Origin of the sequence: Streptomyces sp. NPDC093221, assembly GCF_044753885.1 — a bacterium.
Lineage (GTDB): Bacteria > Actinomycetota > Actinomycetes > Streptomycetales > Streptomycetaceae > Actinacidiphila.
Genome location: NZ_JBIVOA010000001.1, coordinates 1,152,503 through 1,167,902, shown reverse-complemented (window position 1 = coordinate 1,167,902; position 15,400 = coordinate 1,152,503). Strand labels below are relative to the sequence as shown.

Below are 15,400 nucleotides of genomic sequence, written 5' to 3'. Positions count from 1 at the left end.
CTTGCCCATGAACGAGCTGCCGCGGATCTGCCAGAAGCCGACGATCACCGTCCGGCCAGGTGGCCTCGGCAAACTCGACAAATTCCGCCAGGACCGCCATTACCTCCACCCCACCTGGCAGGACGTCTACCGGCCCGAGCGGGCGAACATCGAAGGTCTCAAAGGCAGAGCCAAGAGCCACGGCATCGACATCTCCGACCTCGCCGAACGGCTCGCCCACGGGCGAGTCGCGCAGACCATCCTGCTCGCGCTGATGATCTGCAGCATCAACCTGCACATCCTGTTCACCTGGCAGCAGACCACCGGCACCGAGCGAGCCCTCACCACCCTCTGCGAAGCCGGCGCACCCAGCAGTCCAGCACTCTCGCCTCCCGCCGCGACCAGGGTTCCTCCGCCCGCACGACCGCAGATCCGCACCGTCACCTGAGAGCTCAGCACCACACGCGATCACGCACGCCCGGCTAAGGCCCCGGAACACCCTCCGCACCCGACCCACCCCGGCCCCACAGGCTGTCGACCACCGGACAGATGTCACGACGCCTGCCGCGTTCGGACAGCACATCGAACAGACACCAGAAACGACGAGATCCCGCCCGATCAATCAGATCGGACGGGATCTCGTCAACCGCTCACCAGACAACTCGTAAACAGTTGGTTGTGGACCTGAGGGGATTCGAACCCCTGACCCCCTCGATGCGAACGAGGTGCGCTACCGGACTGCGCCACAGGCCCTTGCAACGAGGAAAACTCTAGCATCCCGAGACGGGTGGTCGTGAACGCGATTCACGCTGGTCCGGATGGCCGGGAAGCCTGGCGGCACTACTCGTTGGCGGCGCGGGGGCGGTCGGAGGGGTCGGCGTACTGGTCGAAGAGCGGGGTGCGGGGGGTGCGCGGGCGCGGGCGGCGCGGCTGGGGGGCGGCCGGGGCGGACTCCTGCACGGCAGCCGCCGGGGCGGATTCCGCGGCGGCGGTGCCGGACCTGGCGGCGCTCCACGTGTCGGGCGCGCCGGGGTCGACGCCGCCCGGTGTACGGGGGGCGACCGGAGCCGTCACATAGGTGGGCAGCGGGACCGGTACGGGCTCCCAGCCGTCGTCGTTGTTCTGCTGCGCGCGCTGCTGGTCGACCCACTCGGCGTGGTCGGTCTGCTCGACGAGGGCGCGCCGGTCAGCCGTACGCGGCGAGGGCGCGGGGCGTTCGGCGGGCGCCGCCTGGTGCTGGTGCTGGTGCTCCTCGGCGGCCGGTTCGGGGCGGGCGCGCAGGCGTCGGGCGGCCTCGGCGGCGTACCGCTGGTCGATGCGCACCTCGAAGCGACGCCGCTCCTGGCGACGCATCTGGCCGATGTAGACCGTCAGCAGAACGGCCGGGATGGCGGGCGCCCAGAGCAGCGCGACGCCGCCGACGGCCGCCGCGACGGCGCCGACGGTGAAGCCGAGGAAGAGCAGTGTCGTGGTGCGGCGACGGCGCGCGAGCACCTTGGCACGCGGATTGGGCACGCCGGGGCGGGCACCATGCGCGGTGTGCGCACCATGGACGCCGGCCGCGCCCTGAGTACCGCGTGCTCCGTGGACGCCGTGGGCGCCCTGCGGGATGCCCGGCCGCACCTCGGTCGCGGGCACGGCGAGTCCGCGGACGTCCACCGCTCCGGCGAGGTCGTCCTCGGATACGTCGTCGGCTGCGTCTTCCGCGGGTTCGACGCTCTCACCTCGCGCCTTCGCGACACGCCGCTCCATCGCCGCGCGCCCGGACAGAAGCCGGATGGCGGTGCTGAAGCGTTCCGTCGGACGCGCTTCGTTGAGCTCATCCTGCCTACGGAGCCACATGGGCACCAAGTAGGCAGCCCAGGCCCCGACGATGACTGCGTAGATGAGGCCACTACTGCTCACGCGTTACACGGTAGGGGTGATCGAGACACGCCATACGCAATTTGGCCCGGTGTGTCGCACGATCTGGCTGATATGCCGAGATTTTTTTGCGATTGGCTTCATTTTCGAACAATTGTTTTATTTCTGGTGCGTCCCGGGCCTGGCCTGCCGCCAGCGGTTCAGCAACCCCTCGGGGACTTCCTCCGCCGTCAGCGCGTAGACCAGATGGTCCCGCCATCCACCGTCGATATGCAGATAGCGCGGACGCAGCCCCTCCTCCCGGAAACCGAGCTTTTCGGCCACCCTGCGGCTGGGACCGTTCTCCGGGCGAATGCACACCTCGACGCGGTGCAGTCCGACGCGCCGGAAGCAGTGGTCGACGGCGAGCGCCACCGACGTCGGCATCACACCGCGCCCGGCGACCGCCTCGTCCACCCAGTAACCGACGTGCGCCGAGCACATCGACCCCCAGGTGATGCCCGCGACGGTGAGCTGCCCCGCGAGCCGCCCCTGGTACTCGATCACGAACGGCAGCATCCTGCCCGCGCTCGCCTCCGAGCGCAGGTGCCGCACCATCTGACGGTACGTGGGGCGCTGCGCGACATGGCCGGGCGGGGCGGGCGGCACGGTGGCCTCCCACGGACGCAGCCAGTCGCGGTTGCGCCGGTTGACCTCGCGCCAGGCGCGCTGGTCACGCATCCGGATCGGGCGGAGGGTGATGTCACCGTCCACCAACTCAACCGGCCAGGACCCGTTCAGCTCGGTCTCCCAGGGACTGAAGTCGTTTGGTCATTCAAGTGATCGCCGCCATGGATCTGGTCGACGGCGTGCACCAGGAGCGGGGCGAGTACGGCGAGGCCGTCCTTGACCCCGCCGCTCGAACCGGGAAGGTTCACCACCAGCGTGCGTCCGCACACCCCCGCCACGCCACGGGAGAGCGCGGCGGTCGGCACCTTCTCCCGGCCCGCCGCGCGGATCGCCTCGGCGATACCGGGGATCTCGTAGTCGAGCAGTTCCCGGGTGACCTCGGGGGTACGGTCCGTCGGCGAGATACCGGTGCCGCCGGTGGTCACCACCACGTCGTACGCGGCCTCGGCCGCCTCCCGCAGCGCCTCGCCGACGGGCGCGCCGTCGGGTACGACCCGCGGGCCGTCCACGGTGAAACCCCACTCCTGGAGCGCGGCGACGATCAGCGGGCCGCCGCGGTCCTCGTACACCCCCGCGGAGGCGCGGTTGGACGCGGTGACGGCGAGCGCGCGCAGGGTGCGGCCCGGCGCGGCCTGCGGTACGGCGGGCGCGGTCATGCGCGGTGCCAGTCGCCGGACTTGCCGCCGGTCTTCTCCTCGACCCGCACATCGGTGATGACCGCCGCCTTGTCGACGGCCTTCACCATGTCGATGACCGTGAGCGCGGCGACGGTGACCGCGGTCAGCGCCTCCATCTCCACCCCGGTGCGGTCGGTGGTCTTCACGGTGGCGGTGATCTCCACGGCGTCGTCGGCGACCACCAGGTCGACTGTCACACCGGACACCGCCAACGGGTGACAGAGCGGGATCAGGTCAGGGGTGCGCTTGGCGCCCATGATCCCGGCGATCCGCGCGGTGGCGATGGCGTCGCCCTTCGGAACGCCTGCGCCGCGCAGAAGTTTGATGACGCCGGGATCGACCAGGACCCGTCCTGTCGCCCTGGCCGTGCGCGCGGTGACGTCCTTGGCGGAGACGTCGACCATTCGGGCCGCGCCTGCCTCGTCGAGGTGGGTGAGGTGCTGCTGCGCGCTGCTCATCGTTCTCCCGGTGCGGTCTCTTGGGCAGACACCGTACCGGCAGGGACCTCCGCGCGGCCCACGGGTCCGCGCCGGTGTGCGCGCGGACCGCCCGGCGGCCGATCGCCTACGGCTCCAGCACCACCACTTCGACATCCGCTCCGGCCTCGACCGAGGTGTCGGCTTCCGGTACGACAATCAGCGCGTCGGCATGCGCGAGCGCCCTGACCAGGTGCGACCCGGAACCGCCGACCGCCGTGACCGTACCGGACGCCCGGTCGTAGTGACCGCGCAGGAACTGCCGCCTGCCTTCCGGCGACCTCTCGATCGCGGTGACGCACACCGCGCGCACGACCTCCCGGTGCACCGACCCGGCACCCATCAGCGTGCGGATCGCGGGGCGGACGAACAGCTCGAAGGACACGTACGCGCTCACCGGATTGCCGGGCAGCGCGAGCAGCGGCGTGCGGTCGGGGCCGATCCGCCCGAAGCCCTGCGGCTTGCCCGGTTGCATCGCGAGCTTGCGGAAGTCGACATGTCCACTTGGCGCGGAGATGTCACCCTCACCGTCGTCGTCGTTGGCGTTCATCTCACTGCCGTCCGCGATCGACGACAGTGCTTCTTTGACGACGTCATACGCGCCGACGCTCACACCGCCGCTGGTGACGATGATGTCGGCGCGGATGAGCTGGTCCTCGATAGTGGCGCGAAGCGTCTCGACCTCGTCGGCGACGGCGCCGACGCGATACGCGATGGCGCCCGCCGCCCGCGCGGCGGCGGTGAGCGCGAAACTGTTGGAGTCGTAAATCTGACCGGGTCCGAGGTCCTCACCCGGCTGCACCAACTCGCTGCCGGTGGACACCACGACCACCCGCGGCCGGGGCCGCACCTTGACGGCGCCGCGCCCGATCGCCGCGAGCAGCCCGATCTGCGCCGGGCCGAGAATCGTACCGGCGGCCAACGCCAACTCCCCCGCGGCGACATCACTGCCGCGAGCCCGCACGAACTGCCCGTGCTCCACCGGCCGGTGCACCCGCACCTCACCCGCCGCGCCGGCCGGATCGGTGCTGTGCGCGGTCATGCTCGCCGCCGGGCCGCCACCGGTGCCGCCGTCGGTCCACTCCACGGGTACGACGCCCTCAGCGCCGGGCGGCAGCGGGGCGCCTGTCATGATCCTGGCGGCCTCGCCCGGTCCCACCGTGGGCAGTTCACCGCTCCCCGCCGCCACATCGCCGACCACGTCGAGCACCGCCGGGTGCTCCTCGGTCGCCGCCTTGGTGTCGGCGACCCGCACCGCGTAGCCGTCCATGGAACTGTTCTCGAACGGCGGCAGCGCCACCGGCACCGTGACGTCCTCGACCAGCACACACCCCTGCGCGTCGAGGATCTGCAACTCGATCGGTTCCAGCGGGGTCAGTTGACCCAGGATGCTGTCGAGATGTTCGGAGACGGACCACACCCGGTCGGCGTCATGACTCACTCTTGCATCTCCTCGGTGACGTACGAACGCAGCCAGGTCCGGAAATCTGGCCCCAGGTCATCACGTTCGCATGCCAGTCGGACAATCGCACGCAGATAGTCACCGCGGTCACCGGTGTCGTAACGCCGCCCGGTGAACACCACACCGTGCACCGGCCCGCCGGTGTGGTCCCGGTGCGACAACTCACGCAACGCGTCGGTGAGCTGGATCTCGCCGCCACGCCCCGGCTCGGTCTTCTTCAGCACGTCGAAGACGGCGGCGTCAAGCACATAGCGGCCGATGACCGCGTACGACGACGGTGCCTGGTCGGGGTTCGGCTTCTCCACCATGTCGGTGACGCGCACGACATCGTCGTCGCTCGTCGGCACCACGGCGGCTGCACCATAGAGGTGGATCTGCGAGCGATCGACCCGCATCAAGGCGACGACACTGCCGCCGTGCCGTTCCTGCACCTCCACCATGCGCGCCAGCAACGGGTCGCGGGGGTCGATGAGGTCATCACCGAGCAGCACGGCGAACGGCTGGTCACCGACGTGCGGTTCGGCGCACAGCACCGCGTGACCGAGGCCCTTCGGGTCACCCTGGCGCACATAGTGCATGGTCGCCAGACCGCTGGATTCGCGTACCCGCGCGAGCCGGGACTCGTCACCCTTGCGGGTGAGTGCTTCCTCCAGCTCGTAGTTGCGGTCGAAATGGTCCTCCAGGGCGCGCTTGTTGCGTCCTGTGATCATGAGCACATCGGAGAGCTGTGCGGACACGGCTTCCTCGACCACGTATTGAATGGCCGGCTTGTCGACCACGGGAAGCATTTCCTTGGGCGTCGCCTTGGTCGCCGGCAGGAAGCGGGTACCAAGACCGGCGGCAGGGATCACAGCCTTGCTGATCCGGGTACGAGGATGTGATTGCGTCATGCCGTGCACCATAGCGGGCAAGTATTTGCCCGAAGACGAAGGTACGACTGGTTGTGACGGATTGGTGACGGATGTGTGTGGTATGAGCGACGCCCGCGAGCGAAAAGCAGCACTGCGGACCCGGCTCCTGCGCACCCGACGCGACCTTACCGCCGCCGAGCGTGCCGCCGCAGCGACAGCGCTCTCGCAGACCGTACGCGGCCTGCCCGAACTGGCCGCCCCCGGACCGGTGGCCGCCTATGTGTCGATCGGCGCGGAGCCCGGCACCCGGGAGTTGATCGACACCCTGCGGAACGCCGGTACGCGCGTCCTACTGCCCGTCCTGCTCCCCGACAACGACTTGGACTGGGCCGCATACGACGGCCCCGACGCCCTGCACCGCACCGGACGCGGCCTGTTCGAGCCGACCGGCGAACACCTCGGCCCCCAAGCCGTCACCACGGCGCGGGCCGTTCTGCTCCCCGGCCTCGCCGTGGACGCGCGCGGCGTACGCCTTGGCCGCGGCGGCGGCTCGTACGACCGGGTCCTCGGCCGGCTGAGGGAGGCCGCGGTCGATCCGCTTCTCATGGTGCTGCTCTACGCGCACGAGGTGGTCGACCGGGTCCCGCAGGAACCGCACGACCACCTCGTAGACCTGGCGGTGACACCGGAAGGAGTGCACCGCTTCACCAGGTGACGTCATTCGCGCGTGACGTTTTCCGTCACCAGGTGCGCGATTACCGGTGTGATTTACGGAGTGAGTGCCATCTTCGCCTTGGTGGCCTTGTCCACCTGCTCGGCGGAGAACACCCAGGGGAGAAGTTCGCCGTTCGCCCACATATTGGTCTGGTCGGTGTAATGCGCGTTGTAGACGTGACCTGACGCACCGGTCAGATTGATCCACCGGGACTTGTCGAGGTCCTGGAGATTGACGATCATCCGCATGGACGGGACCCAGACGACGTCGTAACCGCCCGCCGCGTTCCAGCCGGTCGCGTTCACGGCCGCCTCACCGCCGCCGAGCTGCCAGGGGCCGCGGTTGAGCAGCCACTTGAGCACGGCGGGGCCTTCGGTTCCCAGCGTCTGGTTCTTCAGCTCCAGCTTGTGGAGGCGGCCCCAGCTCCAGGTGTCGATGTCCTTGCCGAGCTTGGCGGTCAGTTCGTAGCGGGCGTCCTTCATGGCCTGCCCAAGGAGCTGGTCACGATCGCTGTGGTGCTTCTTGTCGGGGTCACCGCTGAAGAACGCCGTTGTCGACATCGTCCACCAGGGGCTGTTCTGCTGCGGCAGCATCTTGCGAACGACCTCGAACCACCGGTCGCCGCCGTCCGGCTGCGCCTCGTCGGCATCCCGCTCGCCACACTCGTGGACCGTGCCGCTGCTGCCGTCGAGATTGTCGACCGGCCCGGTCTGCCCGGCCGGGGGCACCCGCAGGCACTGACCCTCGGGACGCAATTCCTTGGGCAGCTTGTTGCCGAAGGCCAGCTTCAGGACATTGCGCCACACCGCGTTGAAGTACGCGGCGGCGGCGGAATCGGCGTCCTGGTTGAAGTCCCAGCCCTCCAGCAGTTGCTGCGCCTTGCGTACGTAGTCGCCCTTGTCGTTCGTGATGTTGATCTTCAGAAGATACGGAACGAGAAGCTTGGCGATCTCACTGCTGCTGTCGCCCTGCATCGACTGCATGTCGTCCATGGAGACCTTGCCGCCGTCCTTGATCTTGGACGCGATGAGGTCGTTGATGCGCTGGCTCCTGGTGCCGTATCCCCAGTCCTCGGTCAGCAGGTACGGGTACTTGCTCTGATCGATGACGGCCTGGTTGGCGGTCACGATGTATCCGCGGGAGGGGTTGTACTCGTACGGCATCGACTTGAACGGGATCGTGCCCGTCCAGTCGTAGTGCGAGTCCCAGCCGGGCACCGGGTACGTACCGTCCACACCGTCGGCGCGCGTCGGCACCTGGCCCGGCGCCTGGTAGCCGATATTGCCCTTGGTGTCGGCGTAGATCAGATTCTGCGACGGGACCGCGAAGTCGGCGGCGGCGGCCCGGAACTGGTCGAAGTCCGTCGCCTTGTCGAGTTCGAAGACGGCGTCCATGGTCTTCGAGGGCTCGAGCGCCGTCCATCGCAGAGCGACGGCATAACCACTGTTGACGCCGCCCGGTGGATCGGTGACGGGTGCGGTCTGTCCGACGGTGCGGATCTCGTCGCTGCGGTCGGAGATCACGGGGCCGTTGTTGGTTTCGCGCACCGTAATAGTGCGGCTTTTACCACCCGCGACCTTGATGGTCTCCTGGCGCGTCTTGAAGGGCAGTTGCTTGCCGTCGTAAAGGTAGGTGCCCGCCGTGACCTTCTCCAGATAGAGGTCGGTGACGTCCGCCCCCAGGTTGGTCATTCCCCAGGCGATGCTCTGGTTGTGGCCGATGACGACCCCTGGCATTCCTGAGAAGGTGTAACCGGCGACGTCGTACGGGCAGGCGGCGTTCACCACCCGGCAGTGCAGGCCCATCTGGTACCAGAGCGAGGGAAGCTGCGGCGCCAGATGCGGGTCATTGGCCAGCAACGGCTTGCCAGTGGTGGTGTAGGTGCCGGACACCACCCATGAGTTGGAGCCGATGCCGTCACCCGACGGACCGAGCAGCGCGGGCATCTGGTCGATGATCTGCGAGATACCCGAAAGCTGTGTGTTGACCGAACTGCTGAGTCCCTGCGGGCCGCCGGACGACGCGGGCTCGTACGCGCCGGTGATCTTGTTGACGGAACCGCCGTCCACGATCGGCCGGTTGCGGTCGTACGGATACGCCGGGTAGAGCTGCTTGATCTGCGCCTGGCTGAGGCGGCTGGTCATCAGGGCGCGGTCGATCTCGTCCTGCATGTTGCCGCGCAGGTCCCAGGCCATCGCCTTGAGCCAGGCGACGGAGTCGACCGGCGTCCAGGGTGCGGGTTTGTAGTCGTTGCTGAACGACAGCGCCGCGTACTCGACCGACAGTCCGGCGCCGCTGTGGTCCTTGAGGTAGGCGTTGACACCGTCGGAGTACGCCTGGAGGTACTTCTTGGTGGTGGCGTCGAGCTTGGTGTCGTATTCCTTCTGCGCGACGCCGCGCCAGTTCAGGGTGCGCAGGAAGGCGTCGGTCTCGACCTGGCCCTTGCCGAACATCTCGGACAGCCGTCCCGAGGTGAGATGGCGGCGTACGTCCATCTCGTAGAACCGATCCTGCGCCTGGACGAAGCCCTGGGCGCGGAAAAGGTCCTCGGGGCTGTCGGCGTAGACCTGGGGGATGCCGTTCGCGTCGCGCATGACGTCGACGGGCCCTGACAGGCCCTTGAGCTTCAGCGAGCCCGATGTCTGCGGGAAGGAGGCGCGGACGGTGCTCACGCTCCAGTAGGACCCGAATCCGATGCCCGCTACGAGCAGCAGCACGAACGCGATCACGATGAAGCGTACGCGGCGGGATTTCTTCCGTGCGGGCATCGCTGTCCTTCGAGGGGCAGGGCGGACCGGTGATCAAGGTGCTCGTTGTGCAAGGGCAACCATAGGGGCAGCCCAGCGGTCGGCGGCCGGTGGGCCGTGGAATGTCAAGAGAGCGTAAAATGTTAGGTAAGGCAACGAAGTTGAAAGGACCGGCACCCTGACTGTCCACCATCTCAACGAGATCCTGCTGGTCGGCGCCTCAGTACTGCTGGTCGCGGTCGTGGCCGTGCGCCTCGCCTCACGCAGTGGCCTTCCCACTCTGCTCATCTACCTGGGCATTGGCGTCATCATGGGCCAGGACGGCGTCTTCGGCTTCACCTTCAACGACGTCCAGCTCACCCAAGTCCTGGGTTATGCCGCACTGGTGGTGATCCTCGCCGAAGGCGGACTTGGTACGAAATGGCAGGAAATCAGACCGGTACTGCCCGCCGCTGCGGTGTTGTCGACATTCGGCCTGATGCTGAGCGTCTTCGTCACCGCCGGCGCCGCGCACTATCTGGTGGGCCTCGACTGGCGGCAGGCGCTGATCATCGGCGCGGTGGTGTCATCAACGGACGCGGCCGCCGTCTTCTCCGTGCTGCGCAATGTGGCGCTTCCCAAGCGCGTGACCGGCGTCCTGGAGGCCGAGTCCGGCTTCAACGACGCCCCTGTCGTGATCCTGGTGGTCGCCTTCTCGGCGGCGGGTCCCGTCGACCACTGGTACCACCTGGTGGGCGAGATCGCGCTGGAGCTGGTCATCGGTGCCGCGATCGGACTCGCGGTCGGCTGGTGCGGCGCCTACGGCCTCAGACACGTCGCCCTGCCCGCTTCCGGCCTCTACCCGATCGCCGTCATGGCGATCGCCGTCACCGCCTACGCGGCAGGTGCCATGGCGCACGGCTCCGGCTTCCTCGCCGTCTACATCGCCTCGCTCATCCTCGGCAACGCCAAACTTCCACACCGGCCCGCGACTCGCGGTTTCGCCGAAGGGCTCGGCTGGATCGCTCAGATCGGTCTGTTCGTCCTACTTGGTCTGCTCATCACACCGCATGAGCTGGGTGACGATGTCGTCCCCGCCCTGATCATCGGACTGTTCCTGACCGCGGTCGCCCGGCCCGCCTCCGTGATCGCGAGCCTGCTCCCCTTCCGCATCCCCTGGCGCGAACAGGCGCTGATGTCCTGGGCGGGGCTGCGCGGCGCGGTGCCGATTGTGCTCGCCACCATCCCCATGGTGGCGGGAATCACCGACAGCAAGCGGATCTTCAACATCGTCTTCGTCCTGGTGATCGTCTACACCGTGGTGCAGGGCCCGACCCTGCCATGGGTCGCCCGCCGACTGCGGCTGTCCGGCGACAGCAACGGCGACGCCGCCGACCTCGGCATCGAATCCGCGCCGCTGGAACGGCTCCAGGGCCACCTGCTGTCCGTCGCCATCCCCAACGGCTCACGCATGCACGGCGTCGAGGTGGACGAGCTGCGGCTGCCCACCGGCGCCGCCGTCACCCTGGTGGTACGCGAGGGCGCCAGTTTCGTACCGCTGCCGTCGACCGTGCTGCGGCGCGGCGACGAACTGCTCGTGGTGACCACCGATCCGGTACGGGACGCGGCCGAGGCCCGGCTGCGGGCCGTCGGGCGCGGCGGCAAGCTCGCCGGGTGGCTCGGAGAGAAGCCGCCTGGTCGGCAACGCGGCCGACCAGGCGACCGGTAAATCCGATCAACGTCCGGACCGCACCAGGTCCGCAAAAACGGCTCCGGTCTCCGCGTATCATGGTGGGGTATTTGTCGAGTTCAACCTCTGTCTGACGCAGAGCCGGCGCGGATTCCCGCGCTGAGCGGACGGCTCTCGGCGCGATCATTCGCGGACCTGGATCCGCGCACGCGCTACCAGGCGGCAGAAAGACCAGGCTGTGGCATCCAAGGTGCCCACCTCCCCGTCCACGTCCCCACCCGGGACAACGCCCACGCCCGTCGGAGTCGATGCAAAGACCGGCTACCGGCAACTACTGAGCACCCCCGGCGCCTGGGCCTTCCTGCTCCCCGGCTTCGCCGCCCGGCAGCCGTTCGCGATGCTCACCATCGGCATGGTGCTGCTCGTCGAGCACACCACCGGCTCCTACGGCACCGCGGGAGCCGCCGCGGCCGTCACCGGGGTCTCGATGGCCCTGTGCGCCCCGAGGAGCGGCCGACTGGCCGACCGCTTCGGGCAACGTGCCGTCCTCGTACCAGGCGTCGCCCTACACACCGTCTCCGTCATCGGGCTGGTGACGCTCGCGCTGACCCATGCGCCTACCTGGACGCTGTTCGCGGCGGCCGTGCCCGCTGGTGCCACCGTGCCGCAGATCGGGCCCATGGTGCGCGCCCGCTGGGCGGTGGCGTTGAACGGCTCGGCAACCGCCCCGTCCAGCGCCGCCTCCCCCTTGATGACAACGGCCGCGGCCTTCGAGTCGGTGACCGACGAGTTCACCTTCGTCATCGGCCCTGTGCTCGCCACCGCGCTGTGCACCGCGGTGCACCCGGCGGCCGGGCTGATCACCGAGGCAGCGCTGACCCTTGCGGGAGGAATCCTCTTCGCCGCGCAGAGAAGTACCGCGCCCGTTCCGCACGCCATCATGGCGGGTGTCAGCGGAAAACCCGCCTCAGCCTTGTCCGTACCCGGAGTGCGCGCGCTCGCCGTCGCCTTCCTCGGTATCGGCGCCGTTTTTGGCGGCATGCAGGTGTCGCTGACCGCCTTCACCCAGGAAATCGGCCGGCCCGGCATCAGCGGCCTGTTGTACGGGACCTTCGCCGCCGGAAACATGCTGGCGGGCGTCGTCTACGGCGCGGTCGCCTGGCGCCGCAGCCCCCGCGCCAGGCTGCTCGCGGCGTACGCGGCCCTGACACTCGCCTGCGCCCCGCTGTGGGCCGTGCACGTCGTGCCGGTCCTGGCGCCGCTCGGGCTGCTGGTGGGCCTGTGCATCGCACCCACCCTCATCACCGGCTACACGATGGTGGACGCCCTGGTACCGGGCGAGTCCCGGACCGAGGCGTTCACGTGGCTGACGGGGGCGGTTGCGCTCGGGCAGGCGGCCGCCGTCACGACGGCCGGGCTGCTGGCCGACCACGCCGGCTCGCACGCCGGTTTCACGGTGCCGTTGGCCGGTACGGCGCTGGCGCTCATGGTGCTGGTGGGGCTGCGCGAGAGGTTGGTGCCACAATCGCGAGGAGTGGTCGCGTCGGGTGTGATCGGTCACCGTGCGGCGGTCCCGGTGGACTGACGCCGGGAAATACTGCACTATTGAGCGTCGTTAGCACTCAATGAGTGAGAGTGCCAGGAGGAGCAAGTGCCGACGTACCAGTACCAGTGCACCGAGTGCGGCGAGGGCCTCGAGGCGGTGCAGAAGTTCAGCGATGACGCGCTGACCGAGTGCCCCAACTGCGGCGGACGCCTGCGCAAGGTCTTCTCCGCCGTGGGCGTGGTCTTCAAGGGCTCCGGTTTCTACCGGACCGACAGCCGCGGCTCGTCCACGAGCAGCGCGCCTGCCGCCAAGAGCAGCAACTCGGACAGCAAGTCCGACAGCAAGCCGTCCTCCGGCTCGTCGTCGGGTTCATCGTCCGGCTCCTCTTCGGGTTCCGGCACGGGCTCCTCGTCCTCGAACAGCACGTCGGCGGCCTGAGCCCTTCCGAGGCTTTCGCGGACCTTACGAACCCCCGCCGTTTTCACGGTGGGGGTTTCGTCGTGTGCCCGGCGTCGCAATAGGGTGATCGACATGGTGCAGAGCAGCAGTGCGACGGACGCGCAGGCCGAGATCGGCGTCATCGGCGGATCCGGTTTCTACTCCTTCCTCGACGATGTGAGCGAAATCACGGTCGAGACTCCCTACGGCCCGCCGAGCGACTCGCTGTTCGTCGGCGAGGTAGCGGGGCGCCGGGTGGCGTTCCTGCCCCGGCACGGTCGCAAGCACCATCTGCCACCGCACAAGATCAATTACCGCGCCAATCTGTGGGCGTTGCGGTCCGTCGGCGCGCGCCAGGTGCTCGGTCCGTGCGCGGTGGGCGGTCTGCGCACCGAGTTCGGCCCCGGAACGCTGCTGGTGCCCGACCAACTCGTGGACCGTACGAAGTCGCGCACCCAGTCGTACTTCGACGGCGAGACGCGAGCCGACGGTCAGGTGCCGAACGTGGTCCATGTGACCTTTGCCGACCCGTACTGCCCGGTGGGCCGGAAGGCCGCCGTCGGCACGGCACGGTCGGGTGGCTGGGAGGCGGTCGACGGCGGGACGCTGGTGGTGGTCGAGGGTCCTCGCTTCTCGACGCGCGCGGAATCGCTCTGGCACGCGGCGCAGGGCTGGTCCGTGGTCGGGATGACCGGCCACCCCGAGGCCGTGCTCGCCCGCGAACTGGGGCTTTGCTACACGTCGTTGACGCTGGTCACCGATCTCGACGCGGGCGCCGACACCGGAGAGGGCGTCTCCCACGAGGAGGTGCTGGAGGTCTTCGCGGCCAATGTCGGCCGGATGCGGGACGTGCTCTTCGACCTGATCGGCGAGCTGCCGTACAACGACGCGCGGGACTGCCTGTGCGTGGACTCGCTGGGGGGCCAGGACCCGGGGATCATTTTCCCCTAGCACGCGGACTCCCGTATCCCTTGGCTCCTGCCTTCCGCGAAGCGGTAATTCACGCCTCCGGGTGGCCGAGTTATCCACAAGTCGGGAGTTGTCCACAGGGATCGGAGCGCTGTCGGCGCCGTGCGCGATGGTGGATGCATCGACCGGACATACCGGTATCGAGCACCTCACGTCAGGCGGTGGTCCGTCATGTCCTGCTCCCCCACTCCCTATTCGGCTCCGGCGTGCCCCGAGCCGTACACGCCGCCGCGTTGCGCGGTGCCGGACTTCCCGCCGATCCGAGCGGGCGGCCGACGGCAGCTCCTGCGGCGGTCGCCGGGGCGCCGACGGCGCTCATTGGCCTTCGGTCTGGCGCTGACGGCGGCCGCGCTGGCGGCGGCCGCGGCGCACGGGACCGGCCCGCGTCATGACGCGGCGGCCCCACGCGGACCCGCACCGGCCAGCGACACCACCCACGCAGCGACCGTACGGGCGCCCCATGACGTGGCCGAGGTGCTGGTCAGGGCACCGGTGCGGATCGCCGACGCGGCGGCCGTCGCGCTGCTGCGCCCTGGTGACCGGATCGATGTGCTGGCCAGTTCGCGGGTGGTGGCGTCGGACGCGACCGTTGTGGCCGTACCGGGCCGCGCGGACGACTCGAAGCCCGCAGGAGAGTCCGCCCCACCCGATGTCAGTGGCGGTGGAGGCGGCGGGGCGCTGGTCGTGCTCGCCGTGCCACGCCGTACGGCGGCGGCGCTCTCCGGAGCGGCCGTCTCGTCACCACTGGCGGTGACATTGTGCTGAATCACCCGTTCGTGGACGGCGATTGGACACGCCGAACCCGCATTGCCTTCTATGGCGGAACCCATCATTCCGCCACATCGGCGTCACGGAAGAGGCATAGCGGTGACCGACAAGAACAAGCCGGGCGTGCTGGCAGGCTTCAAGGAATTCATCACGCGCGGGAACGTGATCGACCTCGCGGTCGCGGTCGTCATCGGTGCCGCGTTCACCAACATCGTGAACTCCGTGGTGAACGGCGTGATCAATCCCCTGGTCGGTGCCTTCGGTACGAAGGATCTCGTTGGGTACTCGTCCTGTCTGAAAGGCCCGTGCGTCGTCAACGAAAAGGGCGAGACGATCAGCGGGATCCACATCCTGTGGGGCTCGGTGCTGAGCGCCGTCCTGACGTTCCTGATCACCGCGGCGGTCGTGTACTTCCTGATGGTCGTACCGATGTCCCGCTACCTGGCACGGCAGGCGAGCAAGCGCAAGCACGACGAGGTGGTGGAGAAGGCGGCCGAGGTCGAGGAGATCACACTGCTGCGCGACATCCGCGACGCGCTGGTCTCGCCGCGCAGCGGGGGCGGGAACTGAT

At 68.8% G+C, this 15,400-nt stretch carries 15 protein-coding genes and 1 tRNA gene; 8 read left to right on the top strand and 8 right to left on the bottom strand.

Annotated features, from left to right (window positions below):
• The first annotated feature begins 7 nt into the window (after positions 1–7).
• Positions 8–427, top strand: coding sequence for a hypothetical protein (locus ACIQCJ_RS05280; RefSeq protein WP_402710744.1), 420 nt, complete (start codon positions 8–10; stop codon positions 425–427).
• A gap of 231 nt (positions 428–658) precedes the next feature.
• Here the strand turns inward: ACIQCJ_RS05280 and ACIQCJ_RS05275 are convergent.
• From ACIQCJ_RS05275 to galU, 7 genes are all read right to left on the bottom strand, one after another.
• Positions 659–732 (bottom strand) — tRNA-Ala (locus ACIQCJ_RS05275).
• An 87-nt stretch (positions 733–819) separates the two neighbouring features.
• A complete protein-coding gene (gene glpR / locus ACIQCJ_RS05270; protein WP_402710743.1) occupies positions 820–1,884 on the bottom strand; it encodes a gephyrin-like molybdotransferase receptor GlpR in 1,065 nt (354 codons plus the stop codon).
• Positions 1,885–2,001: 117 nt separating this feature from the next.
• Complete coding sequence (locus ACIQCJ_RS05265) at positions 2,002–2,622, bottom strand: GNAT family N-acetyltransferase (protein WP_401310712.1); 621 nt, start codon at positions 2,620–2,622, stop codon at positions 2,002–2,004.
• A complete protein-coding gene (locus tag ACIQCJ_RS05260) occupies positions 2,619–3,167 on the bottom strand; it encodes a molybdenum cofactor biosynthesis protein B (protein WP_402710742.1) in 549 nt (182 codons plus the stop codon). The genes ACIQCJ_RS05265 and ACIQCJ_RS05260 overlap by 4 nt, the downstream gene beginning before the upstream one ends.
• Entirely contained in the window at positions 3,164–3,646 is a 483-nt protein-coding gene (gene moaC / locus ACIQCJ_RS05255; RefSeq protein ID WP_355337867.1) for a cyclic pyranopterin monophosphate synthase MoaC, read from the bottom strand. Before moaC ends, ACIQCJ_RS05260 begins: the two co-directional genes overlap by 4 nt.
• A gap of 106 nt (positions 3,647–3,752) precedes the next feature.
• Positions 3,753–5,105 (bottom strand): gephyrin-like molybdotransferase Glp, encoded by a 1,353-nt coding sequence (gene glp / locus ACIQCJ_RS05250; protein ID WP_402710741.1) that lies wholly within the window; start codon positions 5,103–5,105, stop codon positions 3,753–3,755.
• Positions 5,102–6,016, bottom strand: coding sequence for a UTP--glucose-1-phosphate uridylyltransferase GalU (galU, locus tag ACIQCJ_RS05245; protein ID WP_401310442.1), 915 nt, complete (start codon positions 6,014–6,016; stop codon positions 5,102–5,104). Before galU ends, glp begins: the two co-directional genes overlap by 4 nt.
• An 82-nt stretch (positions 6,017–6,098) precedes the next feature.
• Between galU and ACIQCJ_RS05240 the strand changes: the two genes are divergently transcribed.
• Positions 6,099–6,692, top strand: a complete 594-nt coding sequence (locus ACIQCJ_RS05240; RefSeq protein WP_402710740.1) for a 5-formyltetrahydrofolate cyclo-ligase — start codon at positions 6,099–6,101, stop codon at positions 6,690–6,692.
• Between the two features lie 53 nt (positions 6,693–6,745).
• On the opposite strand, the gene ACIQCJ_RS05235 is transcribed toward ACIQCJ_RS05240, so the two are convergent.
• Positions 6,746–9,460, bottom strand: coding sequence for a penicillin acylase family protein (locus ACIQCJ_RS05235; protein ID WP_401857403.1), 2,715 nt, complete (start codon positions 9,458–9,460; stop codon positions 6,746–6,748).
• A 157-nt stretch (positions 9,461–9,617) separates the two neighbouring features.
• On the opposite strand from ACIQCJ_RS05235, the gene ACIQCJ_RS05230 reads away from it, so the two are divergent.
• From ACIQCJ_RS05230 to mscL, 6 genes are all read left to right on the top strand, one after another.
• Positions 9,618–11,147: a potassium/proton antiporter gene (locus ACIQCJ_RS05230; protein WP_402710861.1), complete on the top strand. Its 1,530-nt coding sequence runs from the start codon at positions 9,618–9,620 to the stop codon at positions 11,145–11,147.
• A gap of 295 nt (positions 11,148–11,442) precedes the next feature.
• Positions 11,443–12,693 (top strand): MFS transporter, encoded by a 1,251-nt coding sequence (locus tag ACIQCJ_RS05225; RefSeq protein ID WP_402710860.1) that lies wholly within the window; start codon positions 11,443–11,445, stop codon positions 12,691–12,693.
• A 66-nt stretch (positions 12,694–12,759) separates the two neighbouring features.
• Complete coding sequence (locus tag ACIQCJ_RS05220) at positions 12,760–13,092, top strand: FmdB family zinc ribbon protein (protein ID WP_391043359.1); 333 nt, start codon at positions 12,760–12,762, stop codon at positions 13,090–13,092.
• 93 nt (positions 13,093–13,185) lie between these two features.
• The gene (locus ACIQCJ_RS05215) at positions 13,186–14,043 is read left to right on the top strand and encodes an S-methyl-5'-thioadenosine phosphorylase (protein ID WP_402710739.1); all 858 of its coding nucleotides are present in this window, start codon (positions 13,186–13,188) and stop codon (positions 14,041–14,043) included.
• Between the two features lie 336 nt (positions 14,044–14,379).
• Entirely contained in the window at positions 14,380–14,826 is a 447-nt protein-coding gene (locus ACIQCJ_RS05210; RefSeq protein WP_402710738.1) for a hypothetical protein, read from the top strand.
• 102 nt (positions 14,827–14,928) lie between these two features.
• Positions 14,929–15,399 carry a large conductance mechanosensitive channel protein MscL gene (gene mscL, locus ACIQCJ_RS05205; RefSeq protein WP_391162377.1) on the top strand — a complete coding sequence of 157 codons (471 nt, stop codon included), beginning with the start codon at positions 14,929–14,931 and terminating at the stop codon, positions 15,397–15,399.
• Position 15,400 lies beyond the last annotated feature (1 nt).

Bases quoted from the DNA above. Each gene is read 5' to 3' on its own strand.
- ACIQCJ_RS05215 (WP_402710739.1), top strand. From the start codon at position 13,186: ATGGTGCAGAGCAGCAGTGCGACGGACGCGCAGGCCGAGATCGGCGTC.
- moaC (WP_355337867.1), bottom strand. From the start codon at position 3,646: ATGAGCAGCGCGCAGCAGCACCTCACCCACCTCGACGAGGCAGGCGCG.
- ACIQCJ_RS05235 (WP_401857403.1), bottom strand. From the start codon at position 9,460: ATGCCCGCACGGAAGAAATCCCGCCGCGTACGCTTCATCGTGATCGCG.
- ACIQCJ_RS05280 (WP_402710744.1), top strand. From the start codon at position 8: ATGAACGAGCTGCCGCGGATCTGCCAGAAGCCGACGATCACCGTCCGG.
- ACIQCJ_RS05260 (WP_402710742.1), bottom strand. From the start codon at position 3,167: ATGACCGCGCCCGCCGTACCGCAGGCCGCGCCGGGCCGCACCCTGCGC.
- galU (WP_401310442.1), bottom strand. From the start codon at position 6,016: ATGACGCAATCACATCCTCGTACCCGGATCAGCAAGGCTGTGATCCCT.
- ACIQCJ_RS05240 (WP_402710740.1), top strand. From the start codon at position 6,099: ATGAGCGACGCCCGCGAGCGAAAAGCAGCACTGCGGACCCGGCTCCTG.